The sequence below is a fragment of the Brevibacterium yomogidense genome, assembly GCF_900163715.1.
Lineage (GTDB): Bacteria > Actinomycetota > Actinomycetes > Actinomycetales > Brevibacteriaceae > Brevibacterium > Brevibacterium yomogidense_A.
In genome coordinates this window covers 16,421-34,144 of the sequence record NZ_FWFF01000002.1, presented here as the reverse complement: position 1 = coordinate 34,144, position 17,724 = coordinate 16,421, and the positions used below count along the sequence as shown (strand labels likewise).

Annotated in this window: 25 protein-coding genes and 1 pseudogene; 13 read left to right on the top strand and 13 right to left on the bottom strand. The window is 67.0% G+C overall.

Annotated features, from left to right (window positions below; translation table 11 throughout):
• Nucleotides 1–96: 96 nt before the first annotated feature.
• Together istB and FM105_RS02730 are read left to right on the top strand one after the other, a co-directional pair.
• Nucleotides 97–870, top strand: a complete 774-nt coding sequence (istB, locus tag FM105_RS02735) for an IS21-like element helper ATPase IstB (RefSeq protein ID WP_087004444.1) — start codon at nucleotides 97–99, stop codon at nucleotides 868–870.
• A 73-nt stretch (nucleotides 871–943) separates the two neighbouring features.
• Complete coding sequence (locus FM105_RS02730) at nucleotides 944–1,336, top strand: VOC family protein (protein WP_087004426.1); 393 nt, start codon at nucleotides 944–946, stop codon at nucleotides 1,334–1,336.
• A gap of 157 nt (nucleotides 1,337–1,493) precedes the next feature.
• Here the strand turns inward: FM105_RS02730 and FM105_RS02725 are convergent, their stop codons facing one another.
• The 4 genes from FM105_RS02725 to idi are packed head-to-tail and all read right to left on the bottom strand — an operon-like array spanning nucleotide 1,494 to nucleotide 3,581.
• On the bottom strand, nucleotides 1,494–1,820 hold the full coding sequence (locus tag FM105_RS02725) for a lycopene cyclase domain-containing protein (protein WP_087004423.1): 327 nt from the start codon (nucleotides 1,818–1,820) through the stop codon (nucleotides 1,494–1,496).
• Complete coding sequence (locus FM105_RS02720) at nucleotides 1,817–2,188, bottom strand: lycopene cyclase domain-containing protein (protein WP_087004421.1); 372 nt, start codon at nucleotides 2,186–2,188, stop codon at nucleotides 1,817–1,819. The genes FM105_RS02725 and FM105_RS02720 overlap by 4 nt, the downstream gene beginning before the upstream one ends.
• Nucleotides 2,185–3,048, bottom strand: coding sequence for a phytoene/squalene synthase family protein (locus FM105_RS02715; protein WP_087004418.1), 864 nt, complete (start codon nucleotides 3,046–3,048; stop codon nucleotides 2,185–2,187). The genes FM105_RS02720 and FM105_RS02715 overlap by 4 nt, the downstream gene beginning before the upstream one ends.
• Nucleotides 3,045–3,581, bottom strand: a complete 537-nt coding sequence (idi, locus tag FM105_RS02710; RefSeq protein WP_087004415.1) for an isopentenyl-diphosphate Delta-isomerase — start codon at nucleotides 3,579–3,581, stop codon at nucleotides 3,045–3,047. Before idi ends, FM105_RS02715 begins: the two co-directional genes overlap by 4 nt.
• A gap of 151 nt (nucleotides 3,582–3,732) precedes the next feature.
• On the opposite strand from idi, the gene FM105_RS02705 reads away from it, so the two are divergent.
• From FM105_RS02705 to FM105_RS14875, 3 genes and pseudogenes are all read left to right on the top strand, one after another.
• The gene (locus FM105_RS02705) at nucleotides 3,733–4,014 is read left to right on the top strand and encodes a 2Fe-2S iron-sulfur cluster-binding protein (RefSeq protein ID WP_306298549.1); all 282 of its coding nucleotides are present in this window, start codon (nucleotides 3,733–3,735) and stop codon (nucleotides 4,012–4,014) included.
• A 97-nt stretch (nucleotides 4,015–4,111) separates the two neighbouring features.
• A pseudogene (locus tag FM105_RS14880) lies at nucleotides 4,112–4,189 on the top strand (hypothetical protein); the annotation flags it as partial.
• Nucleotides 4,190–4,754: 565 nt separating this feature from the next.
• Nucleotides 4,755–4,889, top strand: a complete 135-nt coding sequence (locus FM105_RS14875; protein WP_256970182.1) for an ANTAR domain-containing protein — start codon at nucleotides 4,755–4,757, stop codon at nucleotides 4,887–4,889.
• Between the two features lie 14 nt (nucleotides 4,890–4,903).
• Here the strand turns inward: FM105_RS14875 and FM105_RS02690 are convergent, their stop codons facing one another.
• The 3 genes from FM105_RS02690 to FM105_RS02680 are packed head-to-tail and all read right to left on the bottom strand — an operon-like array spanning nucleotide 4,904 to nucleotide 6,284.
• Nucleotides 4,904–5,203 carry a DUF4193 domain-containing protein gene (locus tag FM105_RS02690; protein ID WP_087004406.1) on the bottom strand — a complete coding sequence of 100 codons (300 nt, stop codon included), beginning with the start codon at nucleotides 5,201–5,203 and terminating at the stop codon, nucleotides 4,904–4,906.
• The gene (locus FM105_RS02685) at nucleotides 5,200–5,712 is read right to left on the bottom strand and encodes a pyridoxamine 5'-phosphate oxidase family protein (protein WP_087004401.1); all 513 of its coding nucleotides are present in this window, start codon (nucleotides 5,710–5,712) and stop codon (nucleotides 5,200–5,202) included. The genes FM105_RS02690 and FM105_RS02685 overlap by 4 nt, the downstream gene beginning before the upstream one ends.
• Complete coding sequence (locus FM105_RS02680) at nucleotides 5,709–6,284, bottom strand: hypothetical protein (protein ID WP_087004396.1); 576 nt, start codon at nucleotides 6,282–6,284, stop codon at nucleotides 5,709–5,711. Before FM105_RS02680 ends, FM105_RS02685 begins: the two co-directional genes overlap by 4 nt.
• A gap of 186 nt (nucleotides 6,285–6,470) precedes the next feature.
• Here FM105_RS02680 and FM105_RS02675 point away from each other — a divergent pair, with 186 nt between their 5' ends.
• Together FM105_RS02675 and FM105_RS02670 are read left to right on the top strand one after the other, a co-directional pair.
• The gene (locus tag FM105_RS02675) at nucleotides 6,471–7,295 is read left to right on the top strand and encodes a tryptophan-rich sensory protein (protein ID WP_087004393.1); all 825 of its coding nucleotides are present in this window, start codon (nucleotides 6,471–6,473) and stop codon (nucleotides 7,293–7,295) included.
• Nucleotides 7,292–8,374 carry a carboxylate-amine ligase gene (locus FM105_RS02670; protein ID WP_087004390.1) on the top strand — a complete coding sequence of 361 codons (1,083 nt, stop codon included), beginning with the start codon at nucleotides 7,292–7,294 and terminating at the stop codon, nucleotides 8,372–8,374. Before FM105_RS02675 ends, FM105_RS02670 begins: the two co-directional genes overlap by 4 nt.
• A 62-nt stretch (nucleotides 8,375–8,436) precedes the next feature.
• Here the strand turns inward: FM105_RS02670 and FM105_RS14870 are convergent, their stop codons facing one another.
• A complete protein-coding gene (locus FM105_RS14870; protein WP_256970181.1) occupies nucleotides 8,437–8,988 on the bottom strand; it encodes an FAD-binding domain-containing protein in 552 nt (183 codons plus the stop codon).
• Nucleotides 8,989–9,383: 395 nt separating this feature from the next.
• Here FM105_RS14870 and FM105_RS14865 point away from each other — a divergent pair, with 395 nt between their 5' ends.
• Nucleotides 9,384–9,623 (top strand): hypothetical protein, encoded by a 240-nt coding sequence (locus FM105_RS14865; protein WP_256970180.1) that lies wholly within the window; start codon nucleotides 9,384–9,386, stop codon nucleotides 9,621–9,623.
• On the opposite strand, the gene FM105_RS02660 is transcribed toward FM105_RS14865, so the two are convergent.
• The gene (locus FM105_RS02660) at nucleotides 9,588–10,055 is read right to left on the bottom strand and encodes a GvpL/GvpF family gas vesicle protein (RefSeq protein ID WP_087004384.1); all 468 of its coding nucleotides are present in this window, start codon (nucleotides 10,053–10,055) and stop codon (nucleotides 9,588–9,590) included. The two genes, FM105_RS14865 and FM105_RS02660, sit on opposite strands and share 36 nt — an antisense overlap.
• A gap of 168 nt (nucleotides 10,056–10,223) precedes the next feature.
• Here FM105_RS02660 and FM105_RS02655 point away from each other — a divergent pair, with 168 nt between their 5' ends.
• Both FM105_RS02655 and FM105_RS02650 read left to right on the top strand, forming a co-directional pair.
• Entirely contained in the window at nucleotides 10,224–12,335 is a 2,112-nt protein-coding gene (locus FM105_RS02655) for a 3-hydroxyacyl-CoA dehydrogenase NAD-binding domain-containing protein (RefSeq protein WP_087004381.1), read from the top strand.
• A 138-nt stretch (nucleotides 12,336–12,473) separates the two neighbouring features.
• Nucleotides 12,474–12,770, top strand: coding sequence for a biopolymer transporter Tol (locus tag FM105_RS02650; RefSeq protein WP_087004378.1), 297 nt, complete (start codon nucleotides 12,474–12,476; stop codon nucleotides 12,768–12,770).
• Between the two features lie 24 nt (nucleotides 12,771–12,794).
• Here FM105_RS02650 and FM105_RS02645 read toward each other — a convergent pair whose 3' ends face one another.
• Together FM105_RS02645 and FM105_RS02640 are read right to left on the bottom strand one after the other, a co-directional pair.
• A complete protein-coding gene (locus FM105_RS02645) occupies nucleotides 12,795–13,226 on the bottom strand; it encodes a VOC family protein (RefSeq protein ID WP_087004375.1) in 432 nt (143 codons plus the stop codon).
• 43 nt (nucleotides 13,227–13,269) lie between these two features.
• Complete coding sequence (locus FM105_RS02640) at nucleotides 13,270–13,674, bottom strand: YchJ family protein (RefSeq protein ID WP_087004372.1); 405 nt, start codon at nucleotides 13,672–13,674, stop codon at nucleotides 13,270–13,272.
• A gap of 143 nt (nucleotides 13,675–13,817) precedes the next feature.
• Here FM105_RS02640 and FM105_RS02635 point away from each other — a divergent pair, with 143 nt between their 5' ends.
• Nucleotides 13,818–15,188, top strand: coding sequence for a short-chain fatty acid transporter (locus FM105_RS02635; RefSeq protein WP_256970179.1), 1,371 nt, complete (start codon nucleotides 13,818–13,820; stop codon nucleotides 15,186–15,188).
• Here the strand turns inward: FM105_RS02635 and FM105_RS02630 are convergent.
• Together FM105_RS02630 and FM105_RS02625 are read right to left on the bottom strand one after the other, a co-directional pair.
• The gene (locus FM105_RS02630) at nucleotides 15,178–15,420 is read right to left on the bottom strand and encodes a hypothetical protein (RefSeq protein ID WP_087004368.1); all 243 of its coding nucleotides are present in this window, start codon (nucleotides 15,418–15,420) and stop codon (nucleotides 15,178–15,180) included. The two genes, FM105_RS02635 and FM105_RS02630, sit on opposite strands and share 11 nt — an antisense overlap.
• Nucleotides 15,413–16,105: a hypothetical protein gene (locus FM105_RS02625; RefSeq protein WP_143275795.1), complete on the bottom strand. Its 693-nt coding sequence runs from the start codon at nucleotides 16,103–16,105 to the stop codon at nucleotides 15,413–15,415. The genes FM105_RS02630 and FM105_RS02625 overlap by 8 nt, the downstream gene beginning before the upstream one ends.
• A gap of 192 nt (nucleotides 16,106–16,297) precedes the next feature.
• Between FM105_RS02625 and FM105_RS14635 the strand changes: the two genes are divergently transcribed.
• Together FM105_RS14635 and FM105_RS02620 are read left to right on the top strand one after the other, a co-directional pair.
• The gene (locus FM105_RS14635; protein ID WP_179207034.1) at nucleotides 16,298–16,462 is read left to right on the top strand and encodes a hypothetical protein; all 165 of its coding nucleotides are present in this window, start codon (nucleotides 16,298–16,300) and stop codon (nucleotides 16,460–16,462) included.
• Nucleotides 16,459–17,676, top strand: coding sequence for a YeiH family protein (locus tag FM105_RS02620; protein ID WP_256970178.1), 1,218 nt, complete (start codon nucleotides 16,459–16,461; stop codon nucleotides 17,674–17,676). The genes FM105_RS14635 and FM105_RS02620 overlap by 4 nt, the downstream gene beginning before the upstream one ends.
• The last annotated feature ends 48 nt before the right edge of the window (nucleotides 17,677–17,724 follow it).

The following is a 17,724-nucleotide window of genomic DNA, read 5'->3' as shown; positions in this document are numbered from 1 at the left end:
AACCACCGGACACCCACGACCACCCCCACCACCCCCAACACCACCACGACCACCACCAGCACCAGCCGCCCCGCGAGCCTTCGCCGGCGTCAGGGCCTGACCGAACAAGCCGCGCAGGCCGCGATCGACCAGGCCTGCCGCCGGCTGCGGCTGCCCACCATCCGCGCCGTCGTCGACGACGCCGTGACGGCCGCCACAAAGGAACAACTCACCTACCAAGGCTTCCTCGCCGAACTCCTCCTGGCCGAGGTCGACGACCGCGACCGCCGCTCCACCCTGCGTCGCATCAAGAGCGCCGGCTTCCCCCGCGAGAAATGGCTCGCCGACTTCGACTTCACCGCGAACCCCAACATCAACCCCGCCACCATCAACGAGCTCGCCACCGGCGACTGGATCCGCCGCGGCGACCCCCTGTGCCTCATCGGGGACTCCGGCACCGGCAAGTCCCACCTGCTCATCGCCCTCGGCACCGCCGCCGCCGAGCAGGGCTACCGCGTCCGATACACCCTCGCCACCCGGCTCGTGAACGAGCTCGTCGAAGCCGCCGACGAGAAACAACTCACCAAGACCATCAACCGCTACGGCCGCGTCGACCTCCTCGTCATTGACGAGCTCGGCTACATGGAACTCGACCGGCGAGGCGCCGAACTGCTGTTCCAAGTCCTCACCGAACGCGAGGAGAAGAACGCCATCGCGATCGCCTCCAACCAGTCCTTCTCCGCCTGGACCGACACCTTCACCGACCCCCGCCTGTGCGCCGCGATCGTCGACCGCCTCACCTACAACGCCACCATCATCGAAACCGGCACCAACTCCTACCGCCTCGCCCACACCCGAGCCCGGCACCGGACGCCCGCCACAGGCGCGTGACATCGATCATCTGCCGAATGGCGTCCGTTGGGCACCCTTGGCCCGGTCTGGCTCGGCGTGCTTTACTCCTGTCATGACGAGCTTCGTTTCCCACACCTCAGTGGACTGCCGCGACGCCTACGCCCTGTCTGAGTTCTGGCGACCGATCCTGGGATACGTCGATCACGCCGACGACCCGAACGAACCTGGTCACGAGGAATGCCCGATCTTTGATCCCGAGACCGGCCACACCCTGTTGTTCATCGAGGTGCCAGATCCGACACCGGGCAAGAACAAGTTCCACCTGGATCTGCGGCCCCGCACGGGAACCCGCGACGAGGAGGTCGAGCGAGTCCTCGGGCTGGGCGCCACCCTCGTGGCTGACCGCCGTGAGGCCAACGGGCTGGGATGGGTCACCTTGGCCGACCCCGAGGGCAACCAGTTCTGCATCCTGCGGTCCGATGAAGAGCGCAAGACCTCATCCTGATCTGCCGCTGGGCTCGCGCAAGGTGGGTCCACTTCTGGCCGTCAGCCAGGGGCCAAGTGGGGTTGACATAGCCACCGGGCTCCGGGTCATCGCCCTGCCTCGTCACGCTGATGCAAGCAGCTCGGACAACGACGCGACGTTGAAGCATGCGACGCGACTACGCTGCTCGACCGGAGCCAGCCCGGCCGCGTCGGTCCAGCAGCGCTATCGTCGACGGCAGCAGCAGCCCGGCCGCCACAGGCCACATCAGATCCTCGATCGGGGCGAGGCCCACCCTCCACCCCGTCAGCTGATCCTCGTCGAAGCGGAAGAGGTCTGCAGCGATCATGAGGTTATCGAACACGATCGTCAGGAGCAGCAGCACGATGATCGTCGCGGTCGTGGCGCCCCACCAGCGGACGGAGAGCCTGCAGCGCCACGAGGCGTAGACGGCCACTGCAATGGCGGGAGTCAGGAACACCATGGCAAGCGCGAGGTAGCTCACTGGCCCACCTCCCGGTCGGCTTCGTGGGACGGCGTCCGACGAATCCACTGCGCGCCCCGGACGATCAGCCCCCTAAGCACGAGGGTCAGGTAGCTCAGGAACGTGATGAATACGATCTCCTCGATCGGCAGCTCGGGAGCGACCATGATCCCGGTCATCGCCGTGGTCCGGCCCGCTCCGTAATGGCCGAAGGCGATCGCCGCCAGATCCCAGATGAGGAAGAACACGACGCCGATCAGCACCGTCACCGCGCCGCGCCACGCTCTGCCTCGCGGTGTATGCCACAGCACCAGCCGGAAGCGGTGGTCGAGCAGGCCCATGCACACGGTGGAGACGAGCAGCGCAGCCAGGTAGAGGATCGCGGTCATGGGCGCTCCACGACCCCGCGGGCGAATACCCGGAGAAGGATCATCGCCTTGCTGCTGTCCGGGACCCTCACCCGCCTGCGGCGGATGTCGGAAGCCGGTGTCCGCCTCAGCCTCTGGGACAGAGCACCGAAGAGCGCGTGTGCGGCCTGGACGGCACGGCGGCTGCCGACCGGCAGTTCCGCGATGCCGACCGCCGCCGCTGCCAGATCGTCATCGATGTCGTCGAGGAGCTCGTCGCGATGGGCGTCGCTGAAGCGCGCCGGGTCCAGCTGAGGGAAGTACCGACGACCGAGCACGTCGTAGTCATCGGCGAGGTCGCGCAGGAAGTTCACCTTCTGGAAGGCGGAGCCCAACCTGCGGGCGGACGGGCTCAGCCGTTCGTACGCGGCGGCATCACCGGCGATGAAGATCCTCAGGCACATCAGCCCGACGACCTCCGCTGATCCGTACACGTACTCGTCCAGGCTGTGACCCGTGTGGTCGGTCTGCGTCAGGTCTGCGCGCATCGACGCGAAGAACGGCTCGATCAGAGACGCATCGATCCCGTGCTTCCGAGCCACCCTCGCGAAGGCATGGACGACGAGGTTGGCGCTGCGTCCGGAGTCGATGGTGCGAAGCGTCTCCGCTTCGAGACCGTCCAGCAGGCGTCGGCGCAGCGCCGGATCGGGGCCGAGGTCCGGGTCGTCGACGATCTCGTCGGCCACCCGGACCAGCGCGTAGATGCTGCGGACGTCTCCGCGCTCCGCCTGGGCGAGCAGCCGGGTCGCCCACCCGAACGAGGTCGAGTAGCCGCTGATCACGGCGGCCGCGCTCGCCTGGGCCACCCTGTCATAGCGGGGGGCAGATCCTGCCGCGGTCATCGCGGCGGCCCGGTTCCGGGCGTGAGCTGGGGGAGCTGTTCGACGAGCCACGGGCTGAAGGCGAACGGTGCGGCCTCCACCGCCGCACGGAGGTCCTCCGGTCGCACCCACGCCCACTCTGAGACCTCGGACGGATCGGGCTCCAGGTCGCCGTCGATGACCGCGGTGTGCACGGGGCAGATCTCGTTCTCGACGATCCCGCTCGCGTCGATCGCACGGTAGCGGAAGCCGGGGATCTCACAGGAGACATCACGCACGGTCGCTCCCAGCTCTTCCCGGGCCCGGCGGTGGACCGCCTCGGGAAGCTCCTCCCCCGGGCCCGGGTGACCGCAGAAGCTGTTCGTCCAGACGCCGGGCCATGTGCGCTTGGTAAGCGCTCGTCGCGTCACCAGCACTGCGCCCGCTTCGTCGAACAGATAGCAGGAGAACGCGAGGTGCAGAGGCGTGTCCTGGCCGTGGACCTCGGACTTGAGCGCCGTTCCCGCAGGACGACCATGATCATCGAGCAGGACGACCCGTTCGGGTTCTGGCATGACACCTTGCTCCTCGCCGGATGGCTGCAGTGGATCACCGCCATACTAGCGCACTGGATACAGTCAACCGACCGCTACTTAAGCCGAATGTACGTCGATATCGAACAAGGACCTCCAGTTCTGCGACCACAGCCAGTGCGGTTCGTGCACCGTGCTCCTGGACGGACGCCGCCACTCTGTCCAACAGGGGTTCATCGCCCACGACGGCTTCCAGTGCGGCTGCTGCACCCCGGGCCAGGTGTGCTCGGTGATCGGCATGCTCGACGAGGCCGAGCACGGTCACCCCAGCCACGTGACCGAGCACCTCGAGGCCGACGTCGACCTCGACGATGACGAGATCCGCGAACGGATGAGCGGCAACCTGTGCCGCTGCGGCGCGTACGTCGGCATCCTGAACGCGGTGAGGGAGGCGACGGGACGAAGAAAGAGATGACCTACGAGGTGCCGGCAACCACCGAAGCCGCTGTGGACGCCGTCAGCGGTGACGAGCGCGCCCGTTACCTGGGCGGCGGAAGCAACCTGGTCGACTGGTGGATATCAGCAGGCTGCCGCTGGATGACATCGAAGAGACCGAGTCAGGCCTGCGCATCGGGACGAACGTCCGCAACAGCGACCTCGCCGCCGACCCCCTGGTGCGCCGGGGCTGGCCGGGCGTCAGCCGAGCCCTGCTGTCCGGCCCCGACGGGCAGCGACGAATCCCGATCGGGGATCTGCATACCCTGCCCGGCGACCGCCCCGACGTCGAGACGACACTGGCTCACGGTGAACTGATCACCGCTGTCGACCTGCCGGCCTCCCCGCTGGCCCGCCGTTCGACCTACTACGAGTTGGGACGGATGGCTCGTGATCTCCAGCAGCGGACGCCGGAGGACATGCTGGAGGCGATGGTCCGCGCTGCCGTCAACTTGATCCCGGGAGTCGAGGACGGTGCGATCAGCATCGTGCTCGGCCGCAAGACGGTCATGGCCCAGGCCGCGACGAGCGACCTCCCGAGCCGGGCCGACGCCATCCAGATGGAGGAGCGCGAAGGCCCGTGCCTCGACGCTGTGTACGAGGAGACCACGGTGCGGGTCCCGGACATGCGCACTGGCCTTCGCCGAATCACGTCAGGAAGTCCACTTCCGCGAGGCGATCGCCATCCGGGACATCATCGGACAGGCCAAGGGCATCCTCATGGAGCGGTACAAGATCACCTCGCAGCAGGCGTTCCTGCTCCTCAGCCACGCGAGCAGCACCACCAACGCGAAGCTCGTCGCAGTGGCGGAGCACCTCGTGTCCACCGGCGAACTGCGCACGCGACGCGGATGAGGCGGCCTCGCGGCTCAGCCGACGCAGTCAGCGCAGGCCGGCTCGTCCCCTTCTTCGCTCGCCAGCTGGGAGATGTGGTGGACCAGGAAGCACTCCATACAGGTGAACTCGTCGCTCTGCTGAGGCAGCACCCGTACGGTGAGCTCTTCGCCTGAGAGATCTGCACCCGGCAGTTCGAGTCCTTCGGAGACGACGGCTTCGTCCTCATCGATCTGATTCGTCTGCCGCTGGGCACCCTGATTCGTGAACTCCTCGAGAGGAACGGTGTTCTTCTCCTGGTCCTGATTGCGCGGGGCGTCGTAGTCGGTGGTCATGTCAGATGTTCGCTTTCTGTCAGTGGGGACAGCTGGTGACGCACGGCCCCGAAGATCGGTGAGCGCGGCTCCAGCAGGGGTACGGCGGCGTCGGGCAGCATCGAGATCGACACCGGCGTGCTGCCGGGCGAACTCCAGTAGTGGGCGGTCGACGGCGACACGTCGAACAGCATCGGGCGGAAGGCTCTGGACTCGTTCTCGATCTTCGGATCCATTCCCCACGACACCAGTTTCTGCTCGAGGTTCTCATGATGCGGGGTGGCCCGCCCGAGGATCGATACCCAACGGGCGTCGTCGACGATCGTCAGCGTGACATCGCGCGTGTCGAGTTCGTCATCGACCTGATCGTACGGCACCCAGGCGAAGAACCACAGACGGTCTTCCTCATCGATATCGATGATGGTCCTGGGTTCCGAAGCGACCTGTATATCGTCATCGACGACGTGGAACATGCACACGCGCACGTCCCGGGCCTGGGCGATGACGGCGGCCCTGTCGATCACACTCATGAGCGGCCCTCCGCGACTCCAGCATCACTGAAACGTGCGGCTTCTTCGACGCGCGGAACCTCGGTCTCGTCCAGAGCGTCTGCCGTGTCCATCGATGGACCGACGATCAGCCGCACGTTCGCAGGCACTCCCCCGGCCAGTGTCGCGGCCGAGGCCGCCAGCCACGCGATGCTGCTCGGATGCAGGTGGTTGCGCTGCTCGATATCGAGTGCCGGAACAGCGAAGCACCAATCGTCGTCTGCATCGTGCCGGACATAGGCATCGTGCCAGACATAGGCCTCGTACTCGGTGAGAGACGAACCGATGGGGTTCGCAGCCGCTGTGTGGTGGCGATTCCTACTCAGGCTCTCTGCGACCAGAGACAGATTGGACAGCAGTTCCGCGTCGTTGCCCAGCACCGCCTCGCGGAGCACGCCGATCACATGCGCGGCGCTGTCCAGGTGAGACAGCCCGCCGTGTTCGCTCGTGCGAGCGCGCTCTTCGACATCGGACGCGTGACCGGGTGTGAGTGCATCCGCCCTGCGCGGTACAGCATCGATCGACTCGGCGACGGCGTCGAGGGTGATGAGCATGGGGAAAGAATCAAAAACAGACACAGCGGCGAGGACCTCAGTTCATGTTCGAGGAGCGGCCACTGCTAACCGACGGCCCCTAATGTAGCGCACACGTGAAGAACAATCAAAAAGCGATCCGAGTTCGATGAGGACAAGTAGTCTTGTTGCATCAGTCTGTTCGGCGTGACGAGAGGACGTGCCACCGTGGATCGGCGCACAGGATCATGGACGTGGGCCGCGATCACCATCGTCGCCGTGGCGGTGTCGATCGCCGGGTCCTTCATCGGCAGCGGCGCTCTGGGTGGGACTCCCATCGCTGAAGCCGCCGGAGGTGCGCTGTCGGCCGATGCCACTCCCCTGGCGCCGGGCGGAGGCGCCTTCAGCATCTGGAGCGTGATCTACGCCGGTCTGGCCGGATACGCACTGTGGCAGCTCTTCCCCACAGCCCGCAGCTCGTCACGACAGCGATCACTGCGCCTGTGGGCGATCGCCTCCGCACTTCTCAACGCCGCGTGGATCTGGTCGGTCCAGCTGGGCCTCCTCATCGGCAGTGTGGTCGTCATCGCCGCCCTGCTGATCGTGCTCATCCGCATGCTGCAGCTCATGGAGGCCTACGCCCCACAGGGACGGCTGGACATGCTGCTCACCGACGGGACGTTCGGCCTGTACCTGGGCTGGGTGACTGTAGCGACCGTGGCGAACGTCGCGGCACTGACCGCAGCAGCGGGGATCGGCGCATTCGCAGGCTGGCAGATCGCGGCCTCGGCCGTCGTCGTACTCGCCGGAGGGATCGGCGTCGGGATGGCCGTGCGCACGCGAGGCCGCCTGGCGCCCGCTGTCGCCGTGGCGTGGGGGCTGGCCTGGATCGCCGTGGGTCGCGTCGATGGCGGACTCGAGTCGACGGTCATCGCCTGGGTGGCCGGAATCTCCGCGGCAGTCGTCCTCCTCACAGCGGTGAGCCTCCGTCTGCGTCGTCGTGCTCAGCCGTCCGTGCCACGTGGAGAGAACCCCGAGCAGGCCGTCCGGTGAGCGGGTTCGGGATCGAAGAGGAGTTCTTCCTCTTCGACCGGCAGACCGGTCTGCCGGCGATGCCGTCGCGGGAGCAGACGGCGCAGCTGACAGCGATCACCGCGGGAGGCGGGTGCACCTCGACGGAATGGCTGACCTGCCAGGTCGAGACGTCCACAGCGATCCTCCCCGATGGCAGCGCAGCACGGGAGTCACTGCGGAGCTTCCGTCGTGCGCTCAGGGACACAGCAGACAGCATGGGCATGGACGCAATCGCGCTCGGCACCGCCCCCAGAGTCCCTCAAGAGGGTGCGACAGTCACTGCAGGCGAGCGCTACAGTCAGTTCGCCGCGCTGGCCCCGGGCTTCGCCGCCGATCAGTACATCAACGGCATGCATGTCCACGTGGGGATCCCTGATCGGGACGCCGGAGTGCACGCGCTCAACGGCCTCCGCCCCTGGCTGCCCGTGCTCACCGCACTGGGTGCGAACTCGCCGATGTGGAGAGGGCAGGACAGCGGCTTCGCCAGTTGGCCCGCGATCCACTACAGCCGTTGGATGGCCAGCGGGATACCGCCGCACTTCCACGATGCCGCCGATTACGACGAGCGCGTCGGAGAACTCCTGGAAGCCGATGTCGTCTTCGACCCCGGCTGCCTCAACTGGTTGGCGCGCCTGCCTTCCCACATTCCCACCCTCGAGGTCCGCGCCTGCGACGTCCAGCTGCACACGGAGGACGCCGTGACCATCGCCCTGCTCACGCGCGCCCTGGTCACGGCCGCGATGTCACTGCCCGCAGCGGAGCACCGGATCCCACCCGAGCGGCTCGACATCGCCCAGTGGCAGGCCGCCAGGTTCGGTCTGGACGATCGACTGTTCGAACCGACCAGAGGCATCTCCTTGCCGGCAGAGACCGTCGTGTGGGAACTCTTCACCCACGTGAGGACCTTCTTCGCCAGCACCTCAGAGGAGGGGTTCGTCCGCGACGGGCTGCAGCGCATCCTCAGCCACGGCACCGGGGCAACCAGGCAACGGGCAGCCTTCGCGACCGGCGGTATGGACGGCCTCCTTCACGAGGCCGCAGCAGCGCTGCCCACCTGAACGTCTCCCCCTGCGAGCCCCTCGGGTTCGGCTGGAGCAACCTCAGGTTCTCCGCAGTGCCCTCAGCTCTTCACCCGCCGATACTCGGCCAGCGCTTCCCTGCGCGTCTGTGCCACGTCAACGATAGGCTCCGCATCCCGATCCTCTGGGGGCACCCAGGTGTTCACATAGGCATTGTCCGGATCGAAGCGTTCTGCCTGCCGATACGGGTTGAAGATCCGGAAGTACGGTGCCGCGTCATCACCGCTCCCTGCGACCCACTGCCAGTTGAAGGGGTTCGAGGCCTCGTCGGCGTCGACGAGCGTGTCCCAGAACCACTGCTCTCCCCGGGTCCAGTGCTGGAGGAGATTCTTCACGAGGAACGACGCGGTCACCATGCGCACCCGATTGTGCATGAACCCCGTCTCCCACAGCTCGCGCATCCCTGCATCGACCAGCGGCACTCCGGTACGGCCCTGCTGCCATGCACGAAGGGCATCGGGATCGTCATCCCACTCGAAGTCGTCGGACTCACTCCGGATGTTCTCAGTCGCCAGGTGCGTGAGCACCGCACGTCGGTGCCAGGCAAACTCCCGCCACAGCAGCTCATCGTTGAAGACCCCCGCAGCCGCCACCGACCTTCCGGCGCGTCCGATCCGAACGCTGCGGTGCCAGACCTCATGCGGGGACAGCTCTCCGAACCGCAGTCGGGGCGATAGCAGGGACGTACTGGCTCCATCGGAGCGGTCCCGCGACTCGCCGTACCCCTCCAGTACGTCCTCGAGTTCGTCGAGGCGCGCACGCGCCGCCGCCTCGCCCGGGGTCCACCTGGCTCGGATTCCACCTGCCCAGTCCGGCGCGGTGGGAAGCCACCCGCGTGCATCGAGAACCCGGGCGAAGCCTCGCTCGTCGAGCCAGGTCGAGAGTCGATGACCCGCAACCGCAGGTATCGTGCGCGCTGGCCCGCGGAGGTCGTCAGGGCGGGGGTGCGGATCACGCGGTTCGGGGCGCGAACGGCAGGCTCGTGCGAATGCGGAGTAAGTGCAGACACGCGACACTGGACGAGTTCGGCGTCGTCCAGACCACCGCGACCGAGGCGGATGAGGACTCAGACGACTCGGTGCGCCTGGCCGTCTCCGACCCCACAGACCCGCCTGCTCCCGGCAGCGACGCCGCACTGCTCGCGGAGGGTTACGCGACGCTGACGGCCCTGCGCTCCATCGCGGAGGACCCGTCAGCACCGGTGGAGGACATGCTGCACCCAGAGTGACCGCAGTGGCGCTCTCCCCACCAGGGTGACGCGGTCCTCTACTCCGCGGGTCCCGTCATCGCCTGCTCGTTGCCGCTCATGTCCGCGAGGGAGTACGGCGGCCACGGGCCCAGGAAACGGATGTCTGCAGCTGGCTTCTTCCGCAGGCGCGGCGACGATGACGTTCATCCCGGCGCTGAGTGCGGCTGCGGCCAGGCGCCGCACGCCGGCCGGTCGGTCGGCCATCTCCTCTTTGAGCTGCTTGATCTCCGAGCTGTCCTCGACGAATGCGCTGCGATCCAGGGAGATCTCACCCCGCAGCTCCGGGGAACCCGCGAGCTCTTCCAGCCGCGAGCTCAACTGCTCCCCCGCCGAGGCCAGCCAGGCTTCCAGCTGCTGCCTCGCCGTCGCGCCGGTCTCCGCACCCGGACGGACGATCACGTTGAAGGACACCGGCGTGCCACAGCGAAGAACTGCGTCACTGCGCAGTTCGCACTCTCGCATGAGACAGCACGTTGACATCGGGTCACAGCAGGGCAGACTAGAACTGCTGAACAAACATTCGATGAAATACGCGCTCGCGGCACGTCAGCCGCAGCACCCCATGTGAGAGGACAGTAGATGAAGGACTTCAATGACGTGGTCACTCTGGAGATTGAGGAGGGAATCGCGGTCGTCACCCTGAACTCCCCTCCAGTGAACGCACTGTCGCATGCAGTACGCACCGGCCTGCGCGACGCGTTCGCCGCCGCCAACGCCGACGACACCGCAGAGGCCATCGTGCTCATCTGCGCCGGCCGCACATTCATCGCTGGCGCAGACATCTCCGAGTTCGGCAGCGACGCCCCGAAGGACACGGGAGCCTCGATCTTCTCCGTCCTCGACGACTCCCCCAAGCCCGTCATCGCCGCCATCCACGGCACCGCGCTGGGCGGCGGCCTCGAAGTCGCGCTGAGCGCGCACTATCGAGTCGCCACGACCTCGGCGAAGGTCGGCCTGCCCGAGGTCCACCTGGGTCTGCTCCCGGGCGGTGGCGGCACACAGCGCCTGCCCCGCCTCACCGGCGCCGCCACCGCGCTGGACCTCATCACCTCCGGTCGCCATGTCCCCGCCGCCGAGGCCCTGGCCCTGGGAATCGTCGACGAAGTCGTCTCCGATGACGACCTGCGCGGCTCCGCCGTCCACTTCGCCCGGCAGATCGCCGACAAGGGAGGCCCACTCACCCGCGTCCGCGACCTCGACGAGAAGGTCGCAGCCGACCGCGACAACCCCGAGCTGTTCGACCAGTTCGTGGAGTCGCACCCCAAGCTGTTCCGCGGCTTCATCGCACCAACAGAGATCGTGGAATGCATCCGCGCGGCCGTCACGCTGCCCTTCGACGAGGGCATGGCAGAAGAGCAGGCACGCTTCCAGACACTCCTGAACAGCTCGGAGTCCGCCGCGCAGCGCTACTACTTCTTCGCCGAGCGCGCCGCCCGCAAGATCGCAGACGTCCCCGCTGACACACCCCGGATCCCCGTCAACACGGTCGGCATCATCGGTGCCGGCACCATGGGCGGCGGCATCGCGATGAACTTCGTCAACGCCGGCATCCCCGTCACGATCGTGGAGCAGAAGCAGGAGGCGCTGGACCGCGGCCTTGCCACGATCCGCAAGAACTACGAGCGCACCGCATCCAAGGGCCGCATCACGACCGCACAGGTCGAAGAGCGCATGGGCCTCATCACCGGCTCCGTCTCGATGGACGACCTCGCCACCGTCGACATGGTCATCGAAGCCGTGTTCGAGCGCATGGACGTGAAGAAGGACGTCTTCACCCAGCTCGACAGGATCTGCAAGCCCGGGGCGATCCTCGCCACGAACACCTCCGCCCTGAACGTGGACGAGATCGCCTCGGCCACCTCGCGGCCGGAGTACGTCGTGGGCACCCACTTCTTCTCCCCCGCCAACGTCATGAAGCTGCTGGAGAACGTCCGCGGCGAGAAGACCTCCAAGGAGGTCATCGCAACCGTCATGGCACTGTCGCGCACCATCGGCAAGATCGCCGTGCTCGTGGGCGTGTGCCCCGGCTTCGTGGGCAACCGCATCCTCTTCGCCCGCTCGCGCGCATCCGAGCAGCTGGTGATGGAAGGCGCGATGCCGTGGGACGTGGACCGTGCGCTCACGAACTTCGGCCTGCCCATGGGCACGTACCAGATGAGCGACCTGGCCGGCCTGGACATCGGCTGGGTCAAGGGCGAGCCGACGGCCTACCCGATCAAGGACGCGCTGTGCGAGCTGGATCGCCGCGGCCAGAAGACCGGTGCCGGCTTCTACGACTATGACGAGAGCCGCAAGGCGACTCCCTCCCCCATCACAGCGCAGATCGTGGAGGACGAGCGGGCGAAGGCCGGCGTCACCCCGCGTGAGATCAGCGAGGAGGAGATCCTCGAGCGGGCCCTCCTGCCGATGATCAACGAGGGCTTCAAGATCCTGCAGGAGGGCATGGCGGAGAGGGCGTCGGACATCGACGTCGTCTACGTCAACGGCTACGGCTGGCCCGTCTACCGGGGCGGCCCGATGTTCTACGCGGAGCAGCTGGGTGCGGAGGCAGTGCTGGAGAAGCTGCGCGGCTACCAGGAGCGCTTGGGCGAGGACTTCGCACCTGCCGCACTGCTGGAGGCGGTCGTCGCGAAGGGCCAGTCGATCTCGACACTCACCAAGGCGGACGCAGCCAGCCTCACGGCTGACTGAGAGCCCATCATCAAGAAGGGGTGTGTGGGGTGATCGCCAAGGCGGTCACCCCGCACACCCCTTTCTTGTGCTGCGCAGACGGCGTCTACTCCGTGGCGCCGGCGAGCGTGCTCATCTGCCCGTCCTTCGAATCGTGTGATGCGGGTGGCTCTCACTCCGGACGGTCGCTACATCGTGATCGACGGGCGCAGGTGGCGCGCTTCCGATCCCGTTCTGGCACCGGACGTGCACGCGGAACTCACAGCAGCGCTGGGCCGCGCACGCTCCGCCGTCGGGCGCGCCCGTAACGAGGCAGAGCGGCGCCAAGCGCGTGATCGGGTGCAGCTGGCGAAGGAAGGTCTGGGCGAGCGAGGCGATCCCTGGTGGGAGATGCAGATCGACGACCGCCTCGATCGCGCGCAGGCGAGGCTGGAGCAGCTTCGCGAGGATGACTGAGTCGACGTCCTGGTCGCTGCTGCCTCACATGAGTGCGAGCTGCCAGCTCACCCCGAACCGGTCATCGACCCATGCGAAGCGCTTCGCGAATCCGTAGTCATCGCGATCCTCCATCCGCACCTGCCCGTCCTCGGACAGGCCAGCGAGCGCGCCACGGTACGCCGCGGGCTCCGTGGTCTCGAAGAACATCGACATCGACGGTGTGAACGTGAAGTCGTGCTGGATCGGTGTGTCGTTGACGCGGACCTTCAGCCCGTCGATGTCCAGCACCGCCATCATCACCAGCGGACCGCCCCCGCCCACCGCTTCGCGACCGGTGGCCTGATGCGTCTGCTCGGCGACCTCGGGCGGCATGGGCTGCAGAGTCTCGACGGTGACGTTCGGCAGCACCGCCCTGTACAGGTCGATCGCTTCCTGCGCGCGGCCTTCGAACATGAGGAACGGTGTGACGGACATGGAGATCTCCTAGCGTTCGACTGTGTAGGACGAAACGAGCGAATCAGACGACATCTGCCGGTCCTACGTACATCCACCTGCGGGCACGCCGGACGAACCGCGCGACCTCATGCAGCTCATTCGGTTCGCCGTCCTGACTCACGTAGTAGGCCGTGTACTCGACGACCCCATCGTCGTCCTGCACACTGCCGGCTGTGATGGCCTCCACGGTGAGCCCCGTCCATTCGTTACCCGGCTCCGGGTCGGTGTCGGCCGGCCGCGTCGACGGATGCCACGTGCGGAACAGGTGATCGGCATCGCCGCGCACGTGCGCTGTGTAGCGCGAGCGCATGAGCTGCTGCGCGGTGGGCGGCCACTCCTGCATGGTCAGTGCCGGCTCGCAGCAGTCGGCGTACGAGGTGCCGGTCGGGTAGCCGCCGCAGGGGCACGAGGTAGGCGAAGCAGTCACGTCTTCACCCTACCCATCGCACCGGCGATGCCGGGTGCGCAGTCAGCTCACATAGACTTCTCACATAGAACACAGGCCGGGGCGCTTCCCCGCCTGATGCCGCTTCCTTCGTCGCCGCAGCCGCCGACCCTCAGGAGATCACCATGTCTCAGCAGACATCGACGTCCAACGCACAGGCCTCACGGGGTCTCATGCGCCCCTTCAATCGCTTCCTTGAGCGGTGGATCCCCTCCGCTCTGGTGTTCGCGATCGTGCTGACGATCATCGTGGCCATTCTGGCCTTCATCCTCACCGATTCCGGTCCGGTGGAGGTCATCCAGGGCTGGGGCGACGGTCTGTCGGGACTGCTCGCCTTCATGACCCAGATGGCGCTCATTCTGCTGCTGGGTCACATGCTCGCCAACACCGGCCCGGTGCGGAAGCTGCTGGTGCGTCTGGCGCGGGTCCCGAACTCGCCGGTCGTCAGCTATATGTTCGTTTTCGTCATCGCCGCGCTGGCGAGCCTCATCACGTGGGGTCTGGGACTGGTCGTCGGCGTGCTGCTGGCCCGGGAGATCGCCGTGCAGGCACGCGAACGCGGCATGAAGGTGCATTTCCCGCTGCTCGTGGCCGCCGGCTACTCCGGGTACGTCATCTGGCACATGGGCTACTCCGGGTCCGGGCCGCTGACTGCGGCCACTGAGGACTCGTTCATGCACGAGGCGGTCGGTCGGGTCATTCCGGTCACGGAGACGATCTTCACGGGGTGGAACCTGGCTGCCGCCGCGGCGGTCATCGTCGTCGTGGCGCTGATGTTCCTCCTCATCGCACCCAAGAAGGGAGCTCCGGTCCTCGAGCTGCCCCGCGACGTCGGTTCGGAGCCGTACGACCCGGGCGCCGAGGACGTGGAGACTCCCGCCGACAGGATCGACTCTTCGCGAATCCTCACGACTGTCGTCGGTCTGGCACTCGCCGCCTACCTGGTGATCCACTTCTCCAGCGGCGGCACTCTGACGCTGGACATCGTCAACTGGTCGTTCCTCACGCTGATCTTCCTCCTGGTGCGCAACCCCTTCGAGATCATCCACCTGACAGCGAAGGCCGCGTCGAACGTCGGCGAGATCCTGCTGCAGTTCCCCCTCTACGCCGGCATCCTGGGGATCATGTCGGCCACCGGCCTCATCCAGGTGTTCTCCAATGCATTCGTCTCGATCGCCAATCCCACCACGTTCGGGATGCTCGCTTTCCTGTCAGCGGGACTGGTGAATTTCTTTGTCCCGTCCGGCGGCGGCCAGTTCGCCGTGCAGGGACCGATCATGGTCGATGCTGCCGCGCAGATGGGCGTCGACCCGTCGATCGCCATCATGGCGGTGGCCTACGGGGATCAGTGGACGAACATGATCCAGCCGTTCTGGGCACTTCCGGTGCTTGCGATCGCGGGTCTGAAGATGCGGGACATCCTCGGGTACACCTCGATGACCCTCGTGGCCTCCGGCGTCGTGATGCTGGCGACGCTGCTCCTCGTCAGTCTGTGAGGTCCACCGGACCATTTGTCCTCGCGATGAGTCCTCCGCCGACCGCAACGAGGAAGATCCAGGACCCCACCGCCAGAAGCCCGACCTTGGCGGCACTCGCACGGAGCACCACCTGGCCCCGCATGTCGAGCTCACGCAGCCACTCCCCCACGCGACGGTGGTCGACCTTCCGCAGCGCCTTCTCCATGTCGCGGGTGTGGCCGGGCTGCCAGCCCGGCAGCTGCTCAGCCACGATCGTCGTCTGATTCCGCCGCATCCCGAGCAGCCGCGTGCGCGTGCACCAGGAACGCCAGCACATCGCGGCGCCTGCCCCGCAGCATCGTGTTCACCCCGTGCACCACGGTCGTCCCCTGCGCGCGCACGCGGGCCCACCGCGCCCTGCGCACACCGTCCGCCCGCGCAGTGAGCATCACCTGGAGGACCGGCGGGAACGGCCACCGCGTGGGCGTGAAATGCCCACCCACCTGCACCACATCGGCCCATGCCACGGCGAACAGCGTGAACACTCCACCCGGCTTCGAACCGATCGATTCGATCCCCCACCGCGAGACGATCATCCGCGGCCGCACGACCGGGAAGACGAACGTCCACAGCAGCGCACCGAACCCGAACAGGATCAGTCCGGCGACGAACAGCAGCCCCATCCCGGCCTGCATCCACCCGCTGATCCCGCGATCGCCCGCGAACGGGTTCCACGTGGACACCGGCAGGACGATGAACCCCGCCGTGATGAAGATGACGAACACCCACGCGCCCAGCGCATACACAACGGTCCTGAGGAAGCTGGTACGCAGCACCACGCAGCCCTCGCGCTCCAGCTCGTCGAACCACCGGTGGAGTCTCTTCGGGTTCGCCTGAGCGACCTCCTTCTGGAGGTCCTGGGAGAGCCCGCTATCGCGGGGAGGCGTCATCTTCACATCACGAGCGTAGATCAGCACCCAGCACGCTGCTGGACGCCTGCTGTGTCAGTCCCGGCATACCCCGCGTGACGCACCGGTGAACTCTCTTAGACGTCGGTATCCCGGGCGGTGCCTGCACTGCCACCAGTGGATACTCTGACGATGGCCGGCCACGGCCGCAGTCGATTCCCCGTCAGCAGAGGCACCCCTATGAGCGCCGATTCCGGCACGCAGACCACACCTCAACCCGCGGAGTCGTCACCCGACGACCACAAGAAGTTCTCCCTCGGCGAGGACTGGGCGGCGACGATCGTCGGACTCGTGATCTTCACCCTCTGCCTGGTGGGCGCCCTCACCCCGGAGATGATCCCGTGACCCCGCCGGACAGCTCCCCTGCCCCGGCTGCGGAGAAGGACACCACCGTCGAGGTCGCCTCCCCTGTGCCTGCGGCACCCGCCGCCGAGGCCCCACAGACGGCTGCGCCCTCGTCCACCGTGCGTATCGGCTGGGCGGTGGGCGGTCTGGTCATGGTCGTCGGGCTGGCATGGCTGGTCCAGTTCCTCGTCGGCTGGGTGCCGGAGGCCACCGACGGCACCGGGTTCGGCAGGGTCGCGAAGTCGATCGAGTACCCGGTCTACGCGATCGTGCTGGGATTCGCGGCGAACGCGCTGCTGAGCTCTCTGGGGCTGCGCGACCGGATGAGCGCGGCGTTCCGCACGGAGTTCTTCATCAAGGTCGGCCTGGTCCTGCTGGGCGCGACGATCGACTTCTCGATCTTCGTCCGCGCGTTCGGCCCCGCCGTCGTTCAGGCGTGCCTGCTCATCACCGCGGTCTTCCTCTTCACGTGGTGGCTCGCCGGCCGGTTGGGCATCGACGACAAGCTGCGGGCCCTGCTCGCAACGTCTCTGGCGGTGTGCGGAGTCTCCGCGGCGGTCGCGGCGGCCGGTGCAGTGCAGGCGAAGAAGGAGCAGCTGGCGTTCACCGCCACCCTCGTCATCGTCTTCGCGGTGCCGTCGATCTTCCTGCTGCCGTGGTTGGCGAATGTCATGGGGCTGACCGACGCGGTGACAGGTGCGTGGATCGGCGGCAACATCGACACGACGGCTGCAGTCACCGCTGCGGGCGCGGTGGCGGGCGAGGGTCCGCTGCAGATCGCCTCCATCGTCAAGGTCACGCAGAATGCTCTGCTGGGTGTCGTCGCGGTGCTGCTGACGATGTTCTTCGCGTTCAAGGTGGGAGCGGACGCCTCCCCCGGCACGCCGAAGAAGATCACCGACCCGGCGGCGCTGAAGCTGCTGTGGGGCCGCTTCCCCAAGTTCGTGCTGGGCTTCCTCGCGGCCTCAGTGGTCGCGACGATCCTGGGCCAGACGATGTCGCCGGAGGTGCTGGAGCCCCGGCTGGACGCGGCGAAGGACATCCAGGTGTGGGCGCTGACGCTGGCGTTCGTGTCGATCGGGCTCGAATTCAAGGTCCAGTCCGCGAAGGAGGCCGGGTGGAAGCCCGTCGTCGTCTTCGCGGCGGCCACGGTGGTGAACCTGGTCGTGGGTCTGGCCCTTGCGGCAGTGCTGTTCGGCGGATTCGAGATGTGACATCGGAACGGCCCGGCTCCGGTAGTCTCAGTTCCTGACCAACATTCT